The organism is Anaerolinea thermophila UNI-1, from assembly GCF_000199675.1.
In the GTDB taxonomy this organism is placed as follows: domain Bacteria; phylum Chloroflexota; class Anaerolineae; order Anaerolineales; family Anaerolineaceae; genus Anaerolinea; species Anaerolinea thermophila.
Map to the genome: position 1 here is coordinate 2,011,238 of NC_014960.1, position 15,653 is coordinate 2,026,890.

Consider the following 15,653-nt stretch of genomic DNA (forward strand, 5'->3'; position numbering starts at 1 on the left):
GTGCCGTGAAAATCTATCGTTCAATGGTTCTCATCTCCAGCGACCCGAAAAGCATGCTGTACGGCGCAGAAGAAGTTTTCCAGCGCTTTCAGAAGGAAATTGAAGATAGAGGCTTACAGGATGAAGTGCAAGTCTCCATGGTTGGTGACCTTGGACGGCATGAGGTACATCCCATCGTAATTGTTTATCCTGAGGCTGTGCTCTACGGTCCGGTAAAGGTTGAAAATGTTCCTCAAATTGTTGAAGAACATCTTTACAAGGGGCGAATTGTTCCTGAACTTCAACTTTCTGCGCAGGAATTAAGTGGGCGAATTGCCTGGCTGACAGCGAGAAAGGGAACACTCCCCGCAGAACAAAGGATTGTACTGGAACGCGCTGGAGTGATTGATCCCGCCAATATTGAAGACTATATTCTGCACGATGGGTACGCTGCACTTGGCAAGGTGCTCACCTCAATGAAACCGGAAGAAGTCATTGCTGAGGTGCAAAAGTCAGGACTTAAGGGACGTGGCGGAGCAGGTTTCCCCACCGGTTTGAAATGGTCGTTTGTTGCCAAAGCACCAGGGACAAAAAAATACGTTATCTGTAATGCTGACGAAAGTGAACCCGGTACCTTCAAGGATCGCGTCATTTTAGAGGGCGATCCCCATGCCATTCTGGAGGCTATGGCTATTGCAGGGTATGCGGTGGGTGCCGACGAAGGTTATATTTATGTGCGCGGAGAATACGCACTCGCACAGGAACGGCTTGCCATAGCCATTGCCCAGGCGAAAGAATATGGCTTCCTGGGGAAGAATATCTTTGGCACCGAGTTCAATTTTGAAATTCATGTTCACTCTGGAGCAGGTGCCTACATTTGTGGTGAAGAAACAGCACTGATCGAGTCCATTGAAGGGAAACGAGGAGAGCCGCGTGCCAGGCCACCCTACCCCACAACGCATGGCTTGTGGGGAAAACCCACTCTGGTAAACAATGTAGAGACGCTGGCAAACATTCCGCCTATCCTGCGAAATGGAGCAGAATGGTACAGAAAGTTTGGTACCCCCAGCAGTCCAGGCACTAAAGTCTACACGATTTTAGGGAATGTCAACAATACAGGGCTGATTGAAGTTCCCATGGGAATTACCTTGCGTGAGGTTATTGCCATCTATGGGCGCGGGATGAAAAATGGACGTACTTTTAAGTTGGCTCAAACAGGAGGTTCTTCTGGATCAGTGATTCCAGCCAGCCTGCAAGACACCCCAATGGATTTCGAATCCTATAATAAAGCCGGGGTATCTCTGGGTTCAGGAGCCTTGCTCATCTGTGATGAAGATACCTGCGTGGTGGATTTAGCGAAAGTGCTGATGAATTTCTTCCGCAGGGAAAGTTGCGGCAAGTGTACGCCATGCCGCATTGGCACTTATCGAGCCTACCAGATCCTGCAACGCATTTCAGAAGGACAAGGCGTTCTTAAGGATCTGGATGAATTGCTCAGTTTGAGTGAAAATCTGGTGAATCTGTCCAACTGTGGTTTAGGGCAAACCGCGGCTACCCCCATCAAAGATATTCTCAAATATTTCCGAGCCGAAGTAGAAGCCCATATTCGCTTAGGGGTATGCCCAACCGGAGTTTGCACCATGCTTCCAGAAAAAACCCCGCAGGAAACATAATAAAACAAATCAATAGAGACTGAGCCCCTGAACAGGGGCTCAATTTTTTGCGTGACAATTTTCGATTGGGATAATGACACCCTGCACTTCAGAAACTTATCCAAGAATGATAAAAACGCTTCAGAATGAATATGCGTCAAACTCACCTAACCGAAATTTATCAGGGGATTCCCCTGTTCCACGGATTCTCACCGGAGATTCTTACCCGGTTGGCACAAATAAGCCGAGTTCGCGAGGTACCACCACAAGAATTCCTCTTCAAAGAGGGAGATACAGATCGGACCCTGTATATTCTACTGGACGGTGAGGTCAAATTATCCTGTTACGCTCCAGGATATGGTGAGGTAGTCATTGCGAAGGCTGAAGCGCTGGACATTCTCGGGTGGTCTTCTATGACCTCTATGATTCGGCAAAGGCTTGAAAGCGCACAAACCACCCGTCGAAGCACCTTGCTCTGCATAGATACTGAAGCCCTTCAGAAGATTTGTGATGAGAATCCGGCTATTGGCTATCAGATTGCCCAAAGGATTGCCAACCTTGCCGCAACTACCTTAATGCAGAGCCGTATAAACCTTTTGCAAATCATTCGAGAACAGGCTACTCAGCGCTATAAAGAGGATACACTGGAATTTTCAGAGTAGTTACAGGTATAATCAAACCGTGCATGAGTTATCGGTAACCGAACACATTCTGAATCTTGCGCTTCAATACGCCGAAAAGAACCAGGCTACCCGTGTCACAGATATCTATCTGGTCATCGGGCGCTTATCCAGCTTTGTAGACGACTCCATTCAGTTCTACTGGGATCTTATCAGCCAAAACACCCTTTGCGAGGGAGCCGCACTTCACTTTGAGCGAGTGCCAGCGCGGTTATTGTGCCTAAATTGTGAACAGGAATTTGAGATTCATACGGAGTTAGCCCCTTGCCCGAATTGCTTCAGCACGCGGGTCAAGGTTCTAACAGGAGAAGAATTTTATCTGGACAGTATCGCAATTGAGACAACTACGGAGAAAGAAAATGAGCAATCGAGTGACCATTGTTGAAAATATTTTGAGCGCCAACGATCAGGTGGCTCAATTGAATCGGACATTACTGGATGAGAAGAAAATCTTTTCTATCAACCTTATGGCATCGCCAGGGGCAGGAAAAACATCTTTTATTTTACAGACCATAAAAGCCCTGAGCGCTTCTTACCGCATTGGTGTCCTTGAGGGAGATACTGCACCAGTCACTATCGACGCAGATAGGGTTAATGCAGCAGGAATGCCTGCAGTTCAAATTAACACAGGTGGAGACTGTCATCTTGATGCAGTCATGGTGAACAAAGGACTGGGAGAACTGCCCCTGGATCAACTGGATGTGGTGATTATTGAGAATGTAGGCAATCTTATTTGTCCAGCGGCATTCAAACTGGGCACCCATGTAAACGTGCTGATCGCCTCCATCCCCGAGGGCGACGATAAACCTTACAAATACCCGGCAATTTATCGGGGCATCCAGGTACTGATCATCAACAAAACCGACCTTCTCCCTTATGTAACCTTCAACATGGATTATTTCCGTCAGGGTGTGGAAATGCTCAATCCAGGTTTGATCACCTTCCCGGTTTCCTGCAAAACGGGTGAGGGAATTGAAGAATGGGTGAAGTGGCTTGCTGCTCAAGTTAAGATGATGCAATCATGACGATTGAAGACCTTTATTGTGTCAGAATTTTTGTCAGAGGAATCGTTCAGGGAGTAGGATTTCGTCCTTTTGTCTATCAGGAAGCCGTCAAAAACGCTTTAACCGGCTGGGTTCGCAACACCTCCAGTGGGGTGGAGATTGAGATCTATGGCAAGCGCGCCAATGTAGAAGAGTTCCTGCATGCGCTAAAGAACAACCCTCCACCCCTTGCCCGGTTGGATCATATAGAAGTATCTGAAATTTCTCCGAATGGGATGAAAGAATTTCTCATTCTGGAGAGTAAAGACACTGAGAGTCAGTTTTTACCGGTTTCTCCCGATATAAGCATTTGTGAGGACTGCCTCCGGGAATTATTCGATCCAGAAAACCGAAGGTATCGGTATCCTTTCATCAACTGCACAAATTGTGGGCCTCGCTTTACGATCATTAAGGGCATTCCTTATGATCGTCCCAACACTACGATGGCTTCCTTCGCGTTGTGCCCTGAATGTCACAGAGAATATACCAATCCACTGGACCGGCGCTTTCACGCTCAACCCATTGCCTGCCCTGAGTGCGGGCCTCACCTCTGGTTAGAAATCAACGGACAACCGGTAGCAGAAAAAGAAGAAGCGCTGCAAAAAGCCCGTCAACTTCTCAAAGAAGGAGCAATTCTTGCCATTAAGGGCTTGGGTGGCTTTCATCTTGCCTGCGATGCAGCCAACGAAACTGCCGTAAAAACTTTGCGAAATCGCAAAAAACGCAGTGATAAACCTTTTGCCGTCATGGTGTTTGATCTCTCAAAGGTAGAAAAGATTGCTGAATTCGATGAAGAAGAAAAAGCACTGCTTCTCTCAAGGCAAAAACCGATTGTCTTGCTACGTAAGAAAGTAGATGCGCCCATTGTTCCTGAAGTCTCCCCAGATGTAAACACTGTTGGAGTGATGCTACCGTACACTCCATTACATTACTTGCTTCTCGAACCAGAGGAAAACTTTCCCGAGGTGCTGGTAATGACCAGTGGGAACCTCAGTGAAGAACCCATTGCTTACGAGGATAAAGAAGCCCAAGAGCGGCTTCTCCCCATCGCTGATGCCTTTCTGATGCATAACCGCCCTATTTACATGCGAGTGGACGATTCGGTAATGAGTGTTTCGGTGAATAGCGTGATTCCCATTCGCCGGGCTCGTGGATATGCTCCTGATTCCATTTCCCTCCCCTTTGTAATTCCTCCCGTTTTAGCCACAGGGGCAGAATTGAAAAACACTTTCTGTCTCACCCGCGATCAGTACGCATTTCTCAGCCATCACATTGGCGATATGGAAAACCTCGAAACCTTCAATTCATTTGTTGAAGGTATTGAGCATTTCCAAAAAATTTTCCGAATTCATCCGCAAGTGCTGGCTTGTGATCTCCACCCGGATTATATGGCTACACGATACGCAGAAGCCCGTGCCGAACAAGAAGGTCTCCCGCTGATTCGTATTCAGCATCATCACGCCCATCTAGCCTCCTGTTTGGTGGAACACCAATGGAATACAGAAAAGCCTGTGATTGGATTGATCTTTGACGGTACTGGTTTGGGAGACGATAGGGCAATTTGGGGAGGCGAGATCCTGGTTGGAGGATATGGTGGTTATCTGCGCCGTTTCCATTTAGAGTACATTCCCCTGCCCGGAGGGGATGCCGCTATTCGAAAACCTGCACGCACCGCTCTGGCACATCTCTGGCAGGCTGGAATCCCATGGGAAGAACATCTGCCGCCATGCACTGCATTGTGTGGAGATGAACTGTCTCTGCTCCACTCGCAACTAAAACATCGTATCAACACTCCATGGACTTCAAGCATGGGAAGATTATTCGATGCAGTGGCATCATTGATTGGATTAAGGCAAGAAGCCAACTACGAAGCCCAGGCTGCCATTGCTCTTGAAGTGGTATGTGATACCCGAGAGACAGATACTTACCCAATTATTTTACAAGAAAATGAGATAAAATTAGGCGAATTATGGCATGAGATCATGAAAGATTGGGAGGCCGGGATGCAACCCTCTATTATCTCGGCGAAATTTCATAACTGGGTCACCGCGGTTGCTCTCTCAGCCAGTAAGGTTATTCGAACGGAAACCGGGCTCAATACAGTGGTGTGCTCTGGTGGAGTGTGGCAAAATCGAGTACTGGTTCAAAAAACGAAAGCACTTTTTGAACAAAATGGATTCAAAGTCTTGTTCCACAAAGTGGTTCCTCCGAATGACGGAGGGCTCTCTCTGGGACAAGCCGCAATTGCCGGTTGGAAGGCCTTGAAAAGGGACTGAGAAACAGGAGGTTGTTTATGTGCTTAGGGATACCCGGTAAAATTGTTGAAATTTATCAGCAAGGTGGGCTAAGGATGGGAAAAATCGATTTTGGAGGGGTAATCCGGGAAGCCTGTCTTGAGTCCGTACCTGAGGCTGAAATTGGTCAGTATGCTCTGGTACACGCCGGCTTTGTGATTAACCTGCTAAGCGAAGAAGAAGCCCAGGAAACCTTAAGGCTGCTGAGCGAAATTTCAGCATTGGATGAAGAAGCATTGATATGAGCGAGATCAACCTTCCCTTCCGGGATCATCACCTCATTGGGAAAATTGTTAAGCAAATTCAACGCACAGTAAGCAAACCATGGGTGTTAATGGAAATTTGCGGCGGTCAAACCCATGCTATTCTTCGTTATGGAATTGACCAGGTGCTTCCTCCACAAATAGAACTGGTGCATGGTCCAGGATGCCCTGTTTGTGTAACCCCGTTGGAACAAATTGACAAAGCCCTGATGATTGCCAGTCAAAAAGGAGTAATCTTTACTTCTTTTGGCGATATGTTACGTGTTCCGGGAAGTTCAGATGACCTTTTTTCTGTTCGAGCCAGGGGAGGAGACGTCCGCGTTGTCTATTCTCCCATTGATGCCGTTCGAATTGCTCAGGAAAACCCGGATAAACAGGTGGTATTCTTCGCTATCGGATTTGAAACAACCGCCCCGGCAAATGCTGCGGCCGTACTCCAGGCACAGGCACAAAACCTCAAAAACTTTTCCTTACTGGTCTCCCAGGTTCGCGTTCCCCCGGCAATGCACGTCATTCTGAGTTCTCCCCAAAACCGCATCCAGGGTTTTCTGGCAGCGGGACATGTGTGCAGTGTTATGGGGTACTGGGAATATGAACCGATAGCCGAAAAATACCAAGTTCCCATCGTGGTCACAGGCTTTGAACCGGCAGATATCTTGCTGGGAATTTTGAAAACCGTTGAATTGTTGGAAAATGGAAAGGCGGAAGTGTACAATGCCTACCCTCGTGCCGTTCGAAGGGAAGGCAACCAACCTGCGCAAAGAATGATTGAACAGGTATTCATGCCTGTTGATCGAAACTGGCGGGGAATAGGATTGATTCCTCAAAGCGGTTGGGGATTACGAACAGAGTACAGAGAATATGACGCAGAAGACCGATTCCAGGTAGGACACATCCAGACCCACGAATCGCCCTTGTGTATTGCCGGAGAAATTTTGCAAGGGGTGAAGAAGCCCCATCAGTGTTCCGCTTTTGGCACACAATGTACCCCAGAACATCCCTTGGGGGCTCCCATGGTTTCTGCTGAGGGGGCATGTTCAGCTTTCTATCGTTATTCCAGGGTTCTCAAAATATGAACGACTCAAACAACCTGCAATCCCTTCCCGAGTATGAAGGATTAGCCTGCCCTTTGCCACTGCCACATAATGACCAAATTGTTATCGGTCATGGAAGTGGCGGGAAAATGACCCACGATTTGATTCGAAAGGTCTTTCAGAAATATCTTTCCAGCCCTGCATTACTGGCTGGAAATGACTTTGCCTCGCTTGTCTTACCCCAATTAAGTGAACAACAAGGCACTCTGATTGTCTCAACCGACTCTCACGTGGTCTTTCCACTATTCTTCCCGGGTGGAGATATTGGGCGTTTGGCCGTAGCAGGCACAGTCAATGACGTGGCTGTCTCAGGCGGTATACCACTATACCTCACTGCTTCATTTATCCTGGAAGAAGGCTTTCCTGTTAGCCTTCTGGAAAAGATTCTTGCATCCATGCAACAGACTGCAGAAGAAGCAGGGGTAGTATTTATCGCTGGAGATACCAAGGTAGTCGAGCGAGGCAAAATGGACGGTGTGTTCATTAACACTACCGGACTGGGATGGCTCCCTTCAAACGTGAATATCCATGGAGCAAATGCACAGCCGGGTGATGTGGTAATTCTGTCCGGGAGCATGGGCGACCACGGAATGGCCATCCTGACCGCTCGGGGGGAATTGGGAATTCAAAGCGCTATTGAGTCCGATGTTGCCCCCCTTAACCACCTGATCAGGCACCTGTTGGAAGCCGCCCCAAACACACATGTACTGAGAGACCCAACCCGAGGTGGTGTTGCTACCACCCTTAACGAAATTGCTCTGCAAAGCCGCGTGGGGATTTTGCTCGAAGAAAATGCTTTGCCGGTCAAACCCGTAGTGCGCTCCATGTGCGAAATGCTGGGTTTTGATCCTCTCTATATTGCCAACGAAGGGAAAGTTCTTGCCATCGTTCCGGAACAGGAAGCACAACCTGCATTAGATGCCTTGCGGTCTCATCCCCTGGGTTCTCAAGCCCAGGTGATCGGGAAAGTTATTACCGAACAGCCGGGAAAGGTATTGATGCGCACTCTCATTGGCTCAACCCGCATCGTTGAAAGTTTATCCGGGGAAATCCTGCCCAGAATTTGTTAAAGGGAGAAAGAAAGAAGGTCGGGTATAATTGTTCTCCAGTCTAATCAAGGAGAGAAGCATGAAAATTGAGTATCATGAGACAACCAATGATCTGCAAACTCGCATCAATATCCATAATCAGTTTGGCGCAAGGGATATCGATGCATGGATGCTGGAAATCCTCCCTCTTCAGAAAGGGATGCACATTCTGGACGTAGGGTGCGGAGCCGGCAAACAATGTTTTTCTTTTTACGACCATCTTGGAGGTGAAGCCACCATTCTCGGCGGCGATGTTAATCAAGAATTACTGGCACAGGCCCGTCAAACAGCAGAAAAAACCAATCGCAAAGTCAAGTTTTTTGAGTTAAACTTCAACAAGGCGTTCCCGGTAGAAAGCGAACAGTTCGACCTTGTCTCTTGTTGTTTTGCCATTTACTACGCCGAAAACATCCCCTTCACCATTGAACAAATGCACCGAGTGCTGAAACCCGGCGGACGGTTATTCACGACCGGACCCATGCCGACAAATAAACAGGTTTTCTACGACATCATTCGCGAAGCCACCGGCAAGCCCATCCCCCCTATGCCGGGAAGTTCTCGTTACAGCACGGAAATTTACAGTGCAATCGAAAAATTATTCTCAAAAGTGGAAACATACATCTTCGAAAACCCGCTTACTTTTGAATCCGTTGAACCCTTCCTGGCATACACTCGCGCTTCGCTCTCAGAAGATCGCAAGTTGTGGAATAGTCTATTCCAAACCAAAGAAGAGTTTGAAGCCATCATGAAACAGATTGAACAGGTAGCCAAGGCTCGCATTGAACACGATGGAAAACTGATTATGACAAAGGTAGTCGGTGGATTTATTGCAACGAAGTAAACCATGATGAATAACGACATGATTTTTTACGGACGTCGAGTTCTTTTCTTAGGAGCACATCCAGACGATATTGAGTTGGGCTGTGGAGCATTAATCGCGCATATCGTCCCTCACACGGAGATCCGTTGTGTAACCCTTTCCGATAACCAGAAAAATCCAGCCCTTAAAAATCTGGTTGAGGAACATTACCGAAGCATGGAAGTCCTGGGAGTTCCCAAAGAATGGGTGGTTTTGGGGCCTTTTGAAACTCGCCGTTTTCCCCACTACCGGCAAGAAATTCTGGAGTATCTGTTGGATTGGAACCGGAAATTCCAACCCGATATCATTTTTGTGCATACCAAAGCCGACATCCATCAAGACCACGGTACAGTGACTGAAGAAGCCCTGCGAGCATTCCGTGGAAAAACCGTTCTGGGTTTTGACGTCATCCGCAGCAGTTATGGTTTCTTCCCCAGTTTTCTGGTAGAAGTAAGCCAGCAGGACGTCGAAAAAAAGATTCAGGCTCTAGCAGAATATAAAACGTATGCCGATAAATATTATTTCAACCCTGAAATCACCCGATCTACCCTGATTCGTAATGGAGCCATTTGCGAAAGGCAATACGCAGAGGGATTTGATATTCTGAGGATTGTGGGAGCCTTTGGTTGTAGAGAAATGCTCACTGCATGTGAGAGTTAAAACATGAAAGCGGCTGAACAAGCCGCTTTTTTGTTCTCCAGTGTAGAATTACGATTTTCGAGGAAACCCCAATTCAATCCAACCATTGACCACCCGCACGGGAAAGGACAAAGTATCCTCAACTGCTGGAAGGGTAAGCGCTTTTCCATTCCGAATATCGAATTTAGCACCGTGACGAGGGCATCGAATGCAGTAGCCGTCCAGTTCCCCCTCCCCAAGGGGTCCATCGTCGTGAGTGCACACATCCCCAATGGCGTAAAATTCGCCCCCCACATTGAAAAGCACAATTGGAACACCTTCTACTTCAACAAACAAGCGCTCACCGGGCGGAAGTTCGGATTGTTCAACAATTTGAAGGAATTCTACATTGGGCTCTTCTTTCATCATTCAAATTCCTCCCCAACCAGTCCATCCGTGTTTTCACCCAAGCCATAAACACCGGCTTTCAAAACTTTTAGAGACAGTAAAGCACATTTCAAACGCACCGGACCTAACTCAATGCCAAGAAGATCGAGCACATCCTCTTTTGTCAGAGCCTTCACCTCATCCAGATTTTTCCCAATGATAGACTCAAGAAGCAAATCTGCCGATGCCTGAGAAATGGCACAACCATGCCCGCTGAACGCGGCTTCGGTAACCCGGTTCTGGTCATCCACGCGCAGGTCAATGCGGATATGGTCACCACAGAGAGGGTTTTCGTCTTCAAAGCGGATATCACAGGGTTCAAGTTCCCCTTTGTAGAGGGGGTTTTTGTACCGCTCAATGATCACTTCACGGTATAAATCATCCATATACGGCTCATCCAAATAGTGAAAGCACTTTTTCCAACCCTGCAACCAGTTTATCTACCTCTTCTTTCGAAGAGTACAAATAAAAACTGGCACGAGTCGTCGCTGGGATGTGGAATTTATCATGCAGAGGCATAGCACAATGATGTCCTGCACGCACAGCAATACCCTCACGGTCCAAAATTTGGGCTACATCGTGAGGATGCACCCCCTGCATTGTAAAAGAGATAACCCCGCCTTTGTAGCGGACTTCGGGACCAAAAAATTTCAATCCGGGCACTTCGGACAATCGTTCCAAAGCATAAGCAGTAATTTCCTGCTCATGCGTATGAATCCAGTCCATACCCACTTCCTGAAGGAAATCCACTGCCGCCCCTAAACCTATGGCTTCCGCTATAGCGGGGGTGCCGGCTTCAAATTTGTGAGGCAAGGAATTCGGCACAAAGTCACGAAGATACACCTTCTTAATCATATCGCCGCCACCTAAGAAAGGTGGCATTTTATCCAGAATTTCCTGCTTTCCATATAAAATGCCAATCCCTGTGGGACCGCACATTTTATGGGCAGAAAAGGCTACAAAGTCTGCATCCAAATCCTGCACATTGACCGGAAAATGAGGAACCGACTGAGCGCCATCCACAAGGGTTAACGCCCCCACCTCATGGGCAAGACGAATGATTTCCTTTGCTGGATTAATCGTTCCCAAGACATTTGACATATGGGTAAATGCCACCAACTTGGGGCGCAAATCCAGCAATTGCCGATATGCATCCAGATCCAGCAGGAAATCTTCCCGAACCGGGATAAACTCCAACCGTAAGCCCTTTTCTGAGGCCAGCATTTGCCAGGGCACCAGATTGGAATGATGTTCCATTTCGGTCAGGATGATCACGTCCCCGGGATGCAAGAACTTTCTTCCCCAGGAATTGGCTACCAGATTAATGGCTTCTGTGGTATTCCGGGTATAAATAACTTCATTTGAAGAAGTTGCGCCGATAAAAGAAGCCACTTTGTCACGAGCCTTTTCATACGCCGCAGTAGCCTCTTCGGCTAAGGTGTGAACGCCCCGATGAATATTGGCATTCATTAACTGGTAAAACCGCTGCATGGTCTCAATGACCTGCAGCGGCTTTTGGGAGGTTGCCGCTGAGTCCAGATAGACCAGCGGCACACCCTTCCGCACTTGCCGATGAAGAATGGGAAACTGTCTCCGAATTTCTTCAACGAGAGGCATAAACTAGAAATCCTTTGTATAGTCTGAGCGTCCAGAGCCCTTCTTTTCTCCAGGAAAACGCACATGAGGTGAATTCACCGGATACCAGAGAATGTGGTCGGGGACCATCCAGCCATCTGTCAGGAAAACATTGGAACGAAATTGAATAGCCACCATTTTGGCATCAACCTGAACAACGATGCCCTTCAGCCAGCCACGCGTGCGCTGGCCACCTTTTTCATGGTCGCAATAAACTTCAACCACGTCCCCGACCTCGTATGTTTTACTGGTCTCAGGCGGTTTCATGTATGAGAACTGTGCCATAGTCCACTTGCTCCTGGCAAAGTTATTAAGCCAGACAATTATACAATATTATCGCCCCATTTGCTCATCAAAGACGCGCATTTTCTCAGCAATAGTGCGCTGGAAGCGCTGGCGCACTCCCTCAAACGGGATGCGTTGCATAATTGGGTCGAAGAAGCCTTCTACAATCAGCCGTTCAGCAAGCGGGCGAGAAATTCCCCGAGCCATCAAATAGAAAATCTGCTCTTCATCGATTTTTCCAACCGTTGCCCCGTGCGTACAGCGAACATCATCTGCCAGAATTTCCAGCCCTGGAATGGAATCTGCGCGGGCTTTGGGGCTAAGCACCAAATTACGGTTAGCCTGATAGCCATCCGTCTTCTGCGCACCTGGAGCAACGTAAATCATGCCCTGCCAGACAGAACGAGATTCCTGAATCAATGCCCCTTTGAAGAGCAAATCGCTGGTGGTATGAGGCGCAAGGTGGTTTTGCTGTGTATCATGGTCGAGATGCTGATCGTGGTCGGTGAAATAGAAGCCAGACATCTTTCCCGTGCTGCCTTCACCCACCAGATCAATTTCTGAGAAGTTTTTCGTTAAGTGACTACCGATAGCGCCAAAAATCCAGTCCAGATGACCATCCCGGTCTACCAGTGCACGCTCATGGGTGAAATTCCAAACATGCTCACCCCAACTCTGTAATTCTACAAAGGTCAATTGAGCCCCATTGCCCACATACAGTTCCACAATTCCGGCGTGAAGGGCTTGCTCCATTTCTGTGGGAGAGGCAAACTCGTGCACATAAGTTGCCGAAGCCCCCTCTTCAAGGTACACGAGGAAATGGGAAATGTATGCCAATCCTGTACCAGGACCCCATAACAGACTATGCAAAGGAGTTTTAAGGTGAACGTTGCGGGGAACGTATAAGAACACCCCTGTGTGTGCCAGCGCACCGGCTAAAGCGGCAAACTTTCCATCAGAAGTGCGGACGGCTTTCCCAAGAATTTTTGTTACCAGAGAAGGATACTCCCGCAAAGCGCTCTGATAATCGGTGAAAATAACACCTTGTTTCTTTAATTCCTCATCCAGTTGGACTTGAGCCTTTCCCGGAAGCAGCACAATTTCTCCCCCATGCTCACCATCGGCAAGAGGCTGGAGTAGTTCATCAGGAGGAGGGGTAAGATCTTTATATTCCTGCTCGCGGGGTAATCGGAATAAATCCGCCTTCAACCCTCGAATATCCGTCCTCCGCCACGCCTCTTCCTGAACAGAGGGCATGGGGAAGGTTTGAAAGTTTTGCCAGGCTTCTTTGCGGTAAGCAATCAAATCCGGGTGTGGCAGATTGAAATCTACCAGATTCTGGTCAAACTTAAATTCTTTAGGTTTTGAAATATCCGCCCGCCGGGTGCGGGTAACAATTCGCGGTGTTTCCTGTATTGCCATGACTTTTCCTCCCTTAACCGATTGAGCCTTCCATTTGCAACTGAATCAGCCGGTTCATCTCTACGGCATATTCCATGGGGAGTTCCTTGACCAGAGGCTCAATGAATCCCGAAACGACCATTGTGGTGGCTTCTTCTTCGCTTAAACCACGGCTCATGAGGTAGAAAAGTTGCTCTTCCCCAACTTTGGAGACCGAGGCTTCGTGTCCAATAGTGACATCTTCTTCATCGATCTCAATGTAAGGATAGGTATCCGAACGGGATTTATCATCCAGAAGGAGAGCATCACAGACGACATTGGAACGGACACCTTCAGCACCTTTGTAAACCTTCAGCAAGCCACGATAAGAAGTTCGGCCACCACTCTTGCTGATGGACTTTGAAGTGATTTTGCTACTGGTATGAGGAGCAAAGTGGATGACCTTTCCCCCGGCATCTTGATGCTGTCCTTTGCCCGCAAAGGCAATGGAGAGAATTTCCCCTCGGGCCCCAGGTTCCATCAAGTAGCAGGAGGGATACTTCATGGTTACCTTGGAACCAAGGTTGGCATCCACCCATTCCATCACACCATCGCCATATACCACAGCGCGTTGGGTGACCAGATTATAGACATTATTCGACCAGTTCTGAATGGTTGTATAGCGAACACGCGCACCCCGTTTCACCACAATCTCAATCACCCCGCTGTGGAATGAGTCGGTAGTGTATTGAGGAGCAGTACATCCTTCCACGTAGTGAACCTGAGCGCCTTCATCGGCAATGATCAAGGTGCGTTCAAACTGACCGATATTCGCAACATTTAGACGGAAATAGGCCTGAAGTGGCAAATCTACCTTTACGCCTTTAGGAACATACACGAATGAACCACCAGACCATACCGCGCTGTTCAGAGCGGCAAACTTATTGTCCTCAATAGGAACTACCGTGCCAAAATACTCGCGGAACAAATCAGGATGTTTTCGCAAACCATCTTCAATACTGAGGAAAATCACCCCTTGTTTTTCCAGGTGTTCCTGAATACTGTGGTACACCATCTCGGACTCATACTGAGCGCCCACGCCAGCAAGAAATTTCTGCTCCGCCTCCGGAATACCCAAACGGGTAAAAGTTTCCTTGATAGTGGCAGGAACATCATCCCATGAACGCCCTTCTTTGTCCGTCGGTTTGACATAGTAATAAATATCATTCAAATCCAGGTCGCTTAAGTCCGCCCCCCAAGTTGGCATGGGACGTTTCAGGAAATGATCCAGGGCTTTAAGACGAAACTCCAGCATCCATTGAGGTTCCCCCTTCATGCGGGAGATCTGCTCTACCACCTCGCGATCCAGCCCTTTACGGCTCTTAAACACATAAGTCTCAGGATCGCTAAAGCCATACCGATATTGATCCAGAGCCTCTAAAAACTCATTCTGCGGGGAGTTAGCCATATCAACCTCCTGATACCCGTAAAACCCTATGAAACGGCTTCGTACTTTTCGCGTACCCAATCGTATCCATGTTCCTCAAGATGAAGAGCAAGGTCGGCATCCCCAGACTCGACAATTCGTCCGCCCAACATGATGTGAACAAAGTCAGGGGTAATATAGTTTAAGATGCGCTGATAATGGGTGATCACCAGAACCCCCAAATCCTTGCTGCGCAAAGCGTTCACGCCTTCTGCCACAATACGGAGCGCATCAATATCCAAGCCTGAGTCGGTCTCATCCAGAATGGCGATTTCCGGCTGGAGCATTGCCATTTGCAAAATTTCGGCACGTTTTTTCTCACCACCCGAAAAGCCATCATTTAGATACCTTCCCGCAAAAGCGGGATCCATTTTGAGCAGTTCCATTTTGGATTTGAGAAGTTTGCGGAACTCGGGGATGGGAATGCCTTTGTCCTCGGGGTTTTCTGCACGACGTCGGGCATTAATAGCAGTGCGCAGGAAATTTGCCACCGTTACCCCTGGAATAGCAACGGGATATTGAAAAGCCAAGAAAATACCCAGGCGAGAACGCTCATCGGGCTCCAGTTCCAGGATATTTTGTCCTTTGAACCAGACTTCCCCTTCGGTTACCTCATAAGCAGGATGTCCCATCAGGGTGTATGCCAGTGTGGACTTGCCCGTACCGTTTGGACCCATAATCGCGTGAACTTCACCCTGACGAATAGTTAGATCCAGCCCTTTAATAATTTCTTTTCCTTCAATGGCTACATGTAAATTTTTGATGACCAACTCAGACATAACTTTCAACTCCTTTACCGTCTGGATTTTTCAATGAACTGATGGCATTATAGCATAGCAAAGCGGGTACG

The 15,653-nt window shown here is 48.0% G+C and carries 17 protein-coding genes; 10 read left to right on the plus strand and 7 right to left on the minus strand.

Annotation, left to right across the window (positions count from 1 at the left end):
* The first annotated feature begins 5 nt into the window (after positions 1-5).
* From nuoF to ANT_RS08980, 10 genes are all read left to right on the plus strand, one after another.
* Entirely contained in the window at positions 6-1,652 is a 1,647-nt protein-coding gene (gene nuoF, locus ANT_RS08935; protein ID WP_013560186.1) for an NADH-quinone oxidoreductase subunit NuoF, read from the plus strand.
* A gap of 125 nt (positions 1,653-1,777) precedes the next feature.
* Positions 1,778-2,293: a Crp/Fnr family transcriptional regulator gene (locus ANT_RS16350; RefSeq protein ID WP_013560187.1), complete on the plus strand. Its 516-nt coding sequence runs from the start codon at positions 1,778-1,780 to the stop codon at positions 2,291-2,293.
* A gap of 19 nt (positions 2,294-2,312) precedes the next feature.
* Positions 2,313-2,696, plus strand: coding sequence for a hydrogenase maturation nickel metallochaperone HypA (hypA, locus tag ANT_RS18130; RefSeq protein WP_013560188.1), 384 nt, complete (start codon positions 2,313-2,315; stop codon positions 2,694-2,696).
* Positions 2,671-3,336, plus strand: coding sequence for a hydrogenase nickel incorporation protein HypB (gene hypB, locus ANT_RS08950; RefSeq protein WP_013560189.1), 666 nt, complete (start codon positions 2,671-2,673; stop codon positions 3,334-3,336). The genes hypA and hypB overlap by 26 nt, the downstream gene beginning before the upstream one ends.
* Positions 3,333-5,630, plus strand: coding sequence for a carbamoyltransferase HypF (gene hypF / locus ANT_RS08955; protein WP_013560190.1), 2,298 nt, complete (start codon positions 3,333-3,335; stop codon positions 5,628-5,630). Before hypB ends, hypF begins: the two co-directional genes overlap by 4 nt.
* A gap of 17 nt (positions 5,631-5,647) precedes the next feature.
* Positions 5,648-5,893, plus strand: a complete 246-nt coding sequence (locus ANT_RS08960) for a HypC/HybG/HupF family hydrogenase formation chaperone (RefSeq protein ID WP_013560191.1) — start codon at positions 5,648-5,650, stop codon at positions 5,891-5,893.
* Positions 5,890-6,987 carry a hydrogenase formation protein HypD gene (gene hypD / locus ANT_RS08965; protein ID WP_013560192.1) on the plus strand — a complete coding sequence of 366 codons (1,098 nt, stop codon included), beginning with the start codon at positions 5,890-5,892 and terminating at the stop codon, positions 6,985-6,987. The genes ANT_RS08960 and hypD overlap by 4 nt, the downstream gene beginning before the upstream one ends.
* On the plus strand, positions 6,984-8,075 hold the full coding sequence (hypE, locus tag ANT_RS08970; RefSeq protein WP_041454866.1) for a hydrogenase expression/formation protein HypE: 1,092 nt from the start codon (positions 6,984-6,986) through the stop codon (positions 8,073-8,075). Before hypD ends, hypE begins: the two co-directional genes overlap by 4 nt.
* A 58-nt stretch (positions 8,076-8,133) precedes the next feature.
* Positions 8,134-8,934 carry a class I SAM-dependent methyltransferase gene (locus tag ANT_RS08975; protein ID WP_013560194.1) on the plus strand — a complete coding sequence of 267 codons (801 nt, stop codon included), beginning with the start codon at positions 8,134-8,136 and terminating at the stop codon, positions 8,932-8,934.
* A gap of 3 nt (positions 8,935-8,937) precedes the next feature.
* Positions 8,938-9,612 carry a PIG-L deacetylase family protein gene (locus tag ANT_RS08980; RefSeq protein ID WP_013560195.1) on the plus strand — a complete coding sequence of 225 codons (675 nt, stop codon included), beginning with the start codon at positions 8,938-8,940 and terminating at the stop codon, positions 9,610-9,612.
* A gap of 48 nt (positions 9,613-9,660) precedes the next feature.
* On the opposite strand, the gene ANT_RS08985 is transcribed toward ANT_RS08980, so the two are convergent.
* From ANT_RS08985 to sufC, 7 genes are read right to left on the minus strand one after another with little or no spacing between them, the layout of a single operon-like run.
* Positions 9,661-9,999, minus strand: coding sequence for a non-heme iron oxygenase ferredoxin subunit (locus ANT_RS08985; RefSeq protein WP_013560196.1), 339 nt, complete (start codon positions 9,997-9,999; stop codon positions 9,661-9,663).
* A complete protein-coding gene (gene sufU, locus ANT_RS08990; RefSeq protein ID WP_013560197.1) occupies positions 9,996-10,403 on the minus strand; it encodes a Fe-S cluster assembly sulfur transfer protein SufU in 408 nt (135 codons plus the stop codon). Before sufU ends, ANT_RS08985 begins: the two co-directional genes overlap by 4 nt.
* A 7-nt stretch (positions 10,404-10,410) precedes the next feature.
* Positions 10,411-11,634 (minus strand): aminotransferase class V-fold PLP-dependent enzyme, encoded by a 1,224-nt coding sequence (locus tag ANT_RS08995; protein ID WP_013560198.1) that lies wholly within the window; start codon positions 11,632-11,634, stop codon positions 10,411-10,413.
* A 3-nt stretch (positions 11,635-11,637) separates the two neighbouring features.
* Positions 11,638-11,937, minus strand: coding sequence for a hypothetical protein (locus ANT_RS09000; protein ID WP_013560199.1), 300 nt, complete (start codon positions 11,935-11,937; stop codon positions 11,638-11,640).
* A 48-nt stretch (positions 11,938-11,985) separates the two neighbouring features.
* Positions 11,986-13,359 (minus strand): Fe-S cluster assembly protein SufD, encoded by a 1,374-nt coding sequence (gene sufD, locus ANT_RS09005; RefSeq protein WP_013560200.1) that lies wholly within the window; start codon positions 13,357-13,359, stop codon positions 11,986-11,988.
* A 13-nt stretch (positions 13,360-13,372) separates the two neighbouring features.
* Positions 13,373-14,785: a Fe-S cluster assembly protein SufB gene (sufB, locus tag ANT_RS09010; RefSeq protein WP_013560201.1), complete on the minus strand. Its 1,413-nt coding sequence runs from the start codon at positions 14,783-14,785 to the stop codon at positions 13,373-13,375.
* Between the two features lie 26 nt (positions 14,786-14,811).
* On the minus strand, positions 14,812-15,582 hold the full coding sequence (sufC, locus tag ANT_RS09015) for a Fe-S cluster assembly ATPase SufC (RefSeq protein ID WP_013560202.1): 771 nt from the start codon (positions 15,580-15,582) through the stop codon (positions 14,812-14,814).
* Positions 15,583-15,653: the final 71 nt, after the last annotated feature.

What these genes read in the sequence shown, in the direction of transcription:
- ANT_RS09000 (WP_013560199.1), bottom strand. Translation starts at nt 11,937, where the DNA reads ATGGCACAGTTCTCATACATGAAACCGCCTGAGACCAGTAAAACATAC.
- ANT_RS16350 (WP_013560187.1), top strand. Translation starts at nt 1,778, where the DNA reads ATGAATATGCGTCAAACTCACCTAACCGAAATTTATCAGGGGATTCCC.
- hypE (WP_041454866.1), top strand. Translation starts at nt 6,984, where the DNA reads ATGAACGACTCAAACAACCTGCAATCCCTTCCCGAGTATGAAGGATTA.
- hypD (WP_013560192.1), top strand. Translation starts at nt 5,890, where the DNA reads ATGAGCGAGATCAACCTTCCCTTCCGGGATCATCACCTCATTGGGAAA.
- sufB (WP_013560201.1), bottom strand. Translation starts at nt 14,785, where the DNA reads ATGGCTAACTCCCCGCAGAATGAGTTTTTAGAGGCTCTGGATCAATAT.
- ANT_RS08960 (WP_013560191.1), top strand. Translation starts at nt 5,648, where the DNA reads ATGTGCTTAGGGATACCCGGTAAAATTGTTGAAATTTATCAGCAAGGT.
- sufC (WP_013560202.1), bottom strand. Translation starts at nt 15,582, where the DNA reads ATGTCTGAGTTGGTCATCAAAAATTTACATGTAGCCATTGAAGGAAAA.
- ANT_RS08975 (WP_013560194.1), top strand. Translation starts at nt 8,134, where the DNA reads ATGAAAATTGAGTATCATGAGACAACCAATGATCTGCAAACTCGCATC.
- ANT_RS08985 (WP_013560196.1), bottom strand. Translation starts at nt 9,999, where the DNA reads ATGATGAAAGAAGAGCCCAATGTAGAATTCCTTCAAATTGTTGAACAA.
- hypB (WP_013560189.1), top strand. Translation starts at nt 2,671, where the DNA reads ATGAGCAATCGAGTGACCATTGTTGAAAATATTTTGAGCGCCAACGAT.
- hypF (WP_013560190.1), top strand. Translation starts at nt 3,333, where the DNA reads ATGACGATTGAAGACCTTTATTGTGTCAGAATTTTTGTCAGAGGAATC.
- ANT_RS08995 (WP_013560198.1), bottom strand. Translation starts at nt 11,634, where the DNA reads ATGCCTCTCGTTGAAGAAATTCGGAGACAGTTTCCCATTCTTCATCGG.
- sufU (WP_013560197.1), bottom strand. Translation starts at nt 10,403, where the DNA reads ATGGATGATTTATACCGTGAAGTGATCATTGAGCGGTACAAAAACCCC.
- sufD (WP_013560200.1), bottom strand. Translation starts at nt 13,359, where the DNA reads ATGGCAATACAGGAAACACCGCGAATTGTTACCCGCACCCGGCGGGCG.
- ANT_RS08980 (WP_013560195.1), top strand. Translation starts at nt 8,938, where the DNA reads ATGATGAATAACGACATGATTTTTTACGGACGTCGAGTTCTTTTCTTA.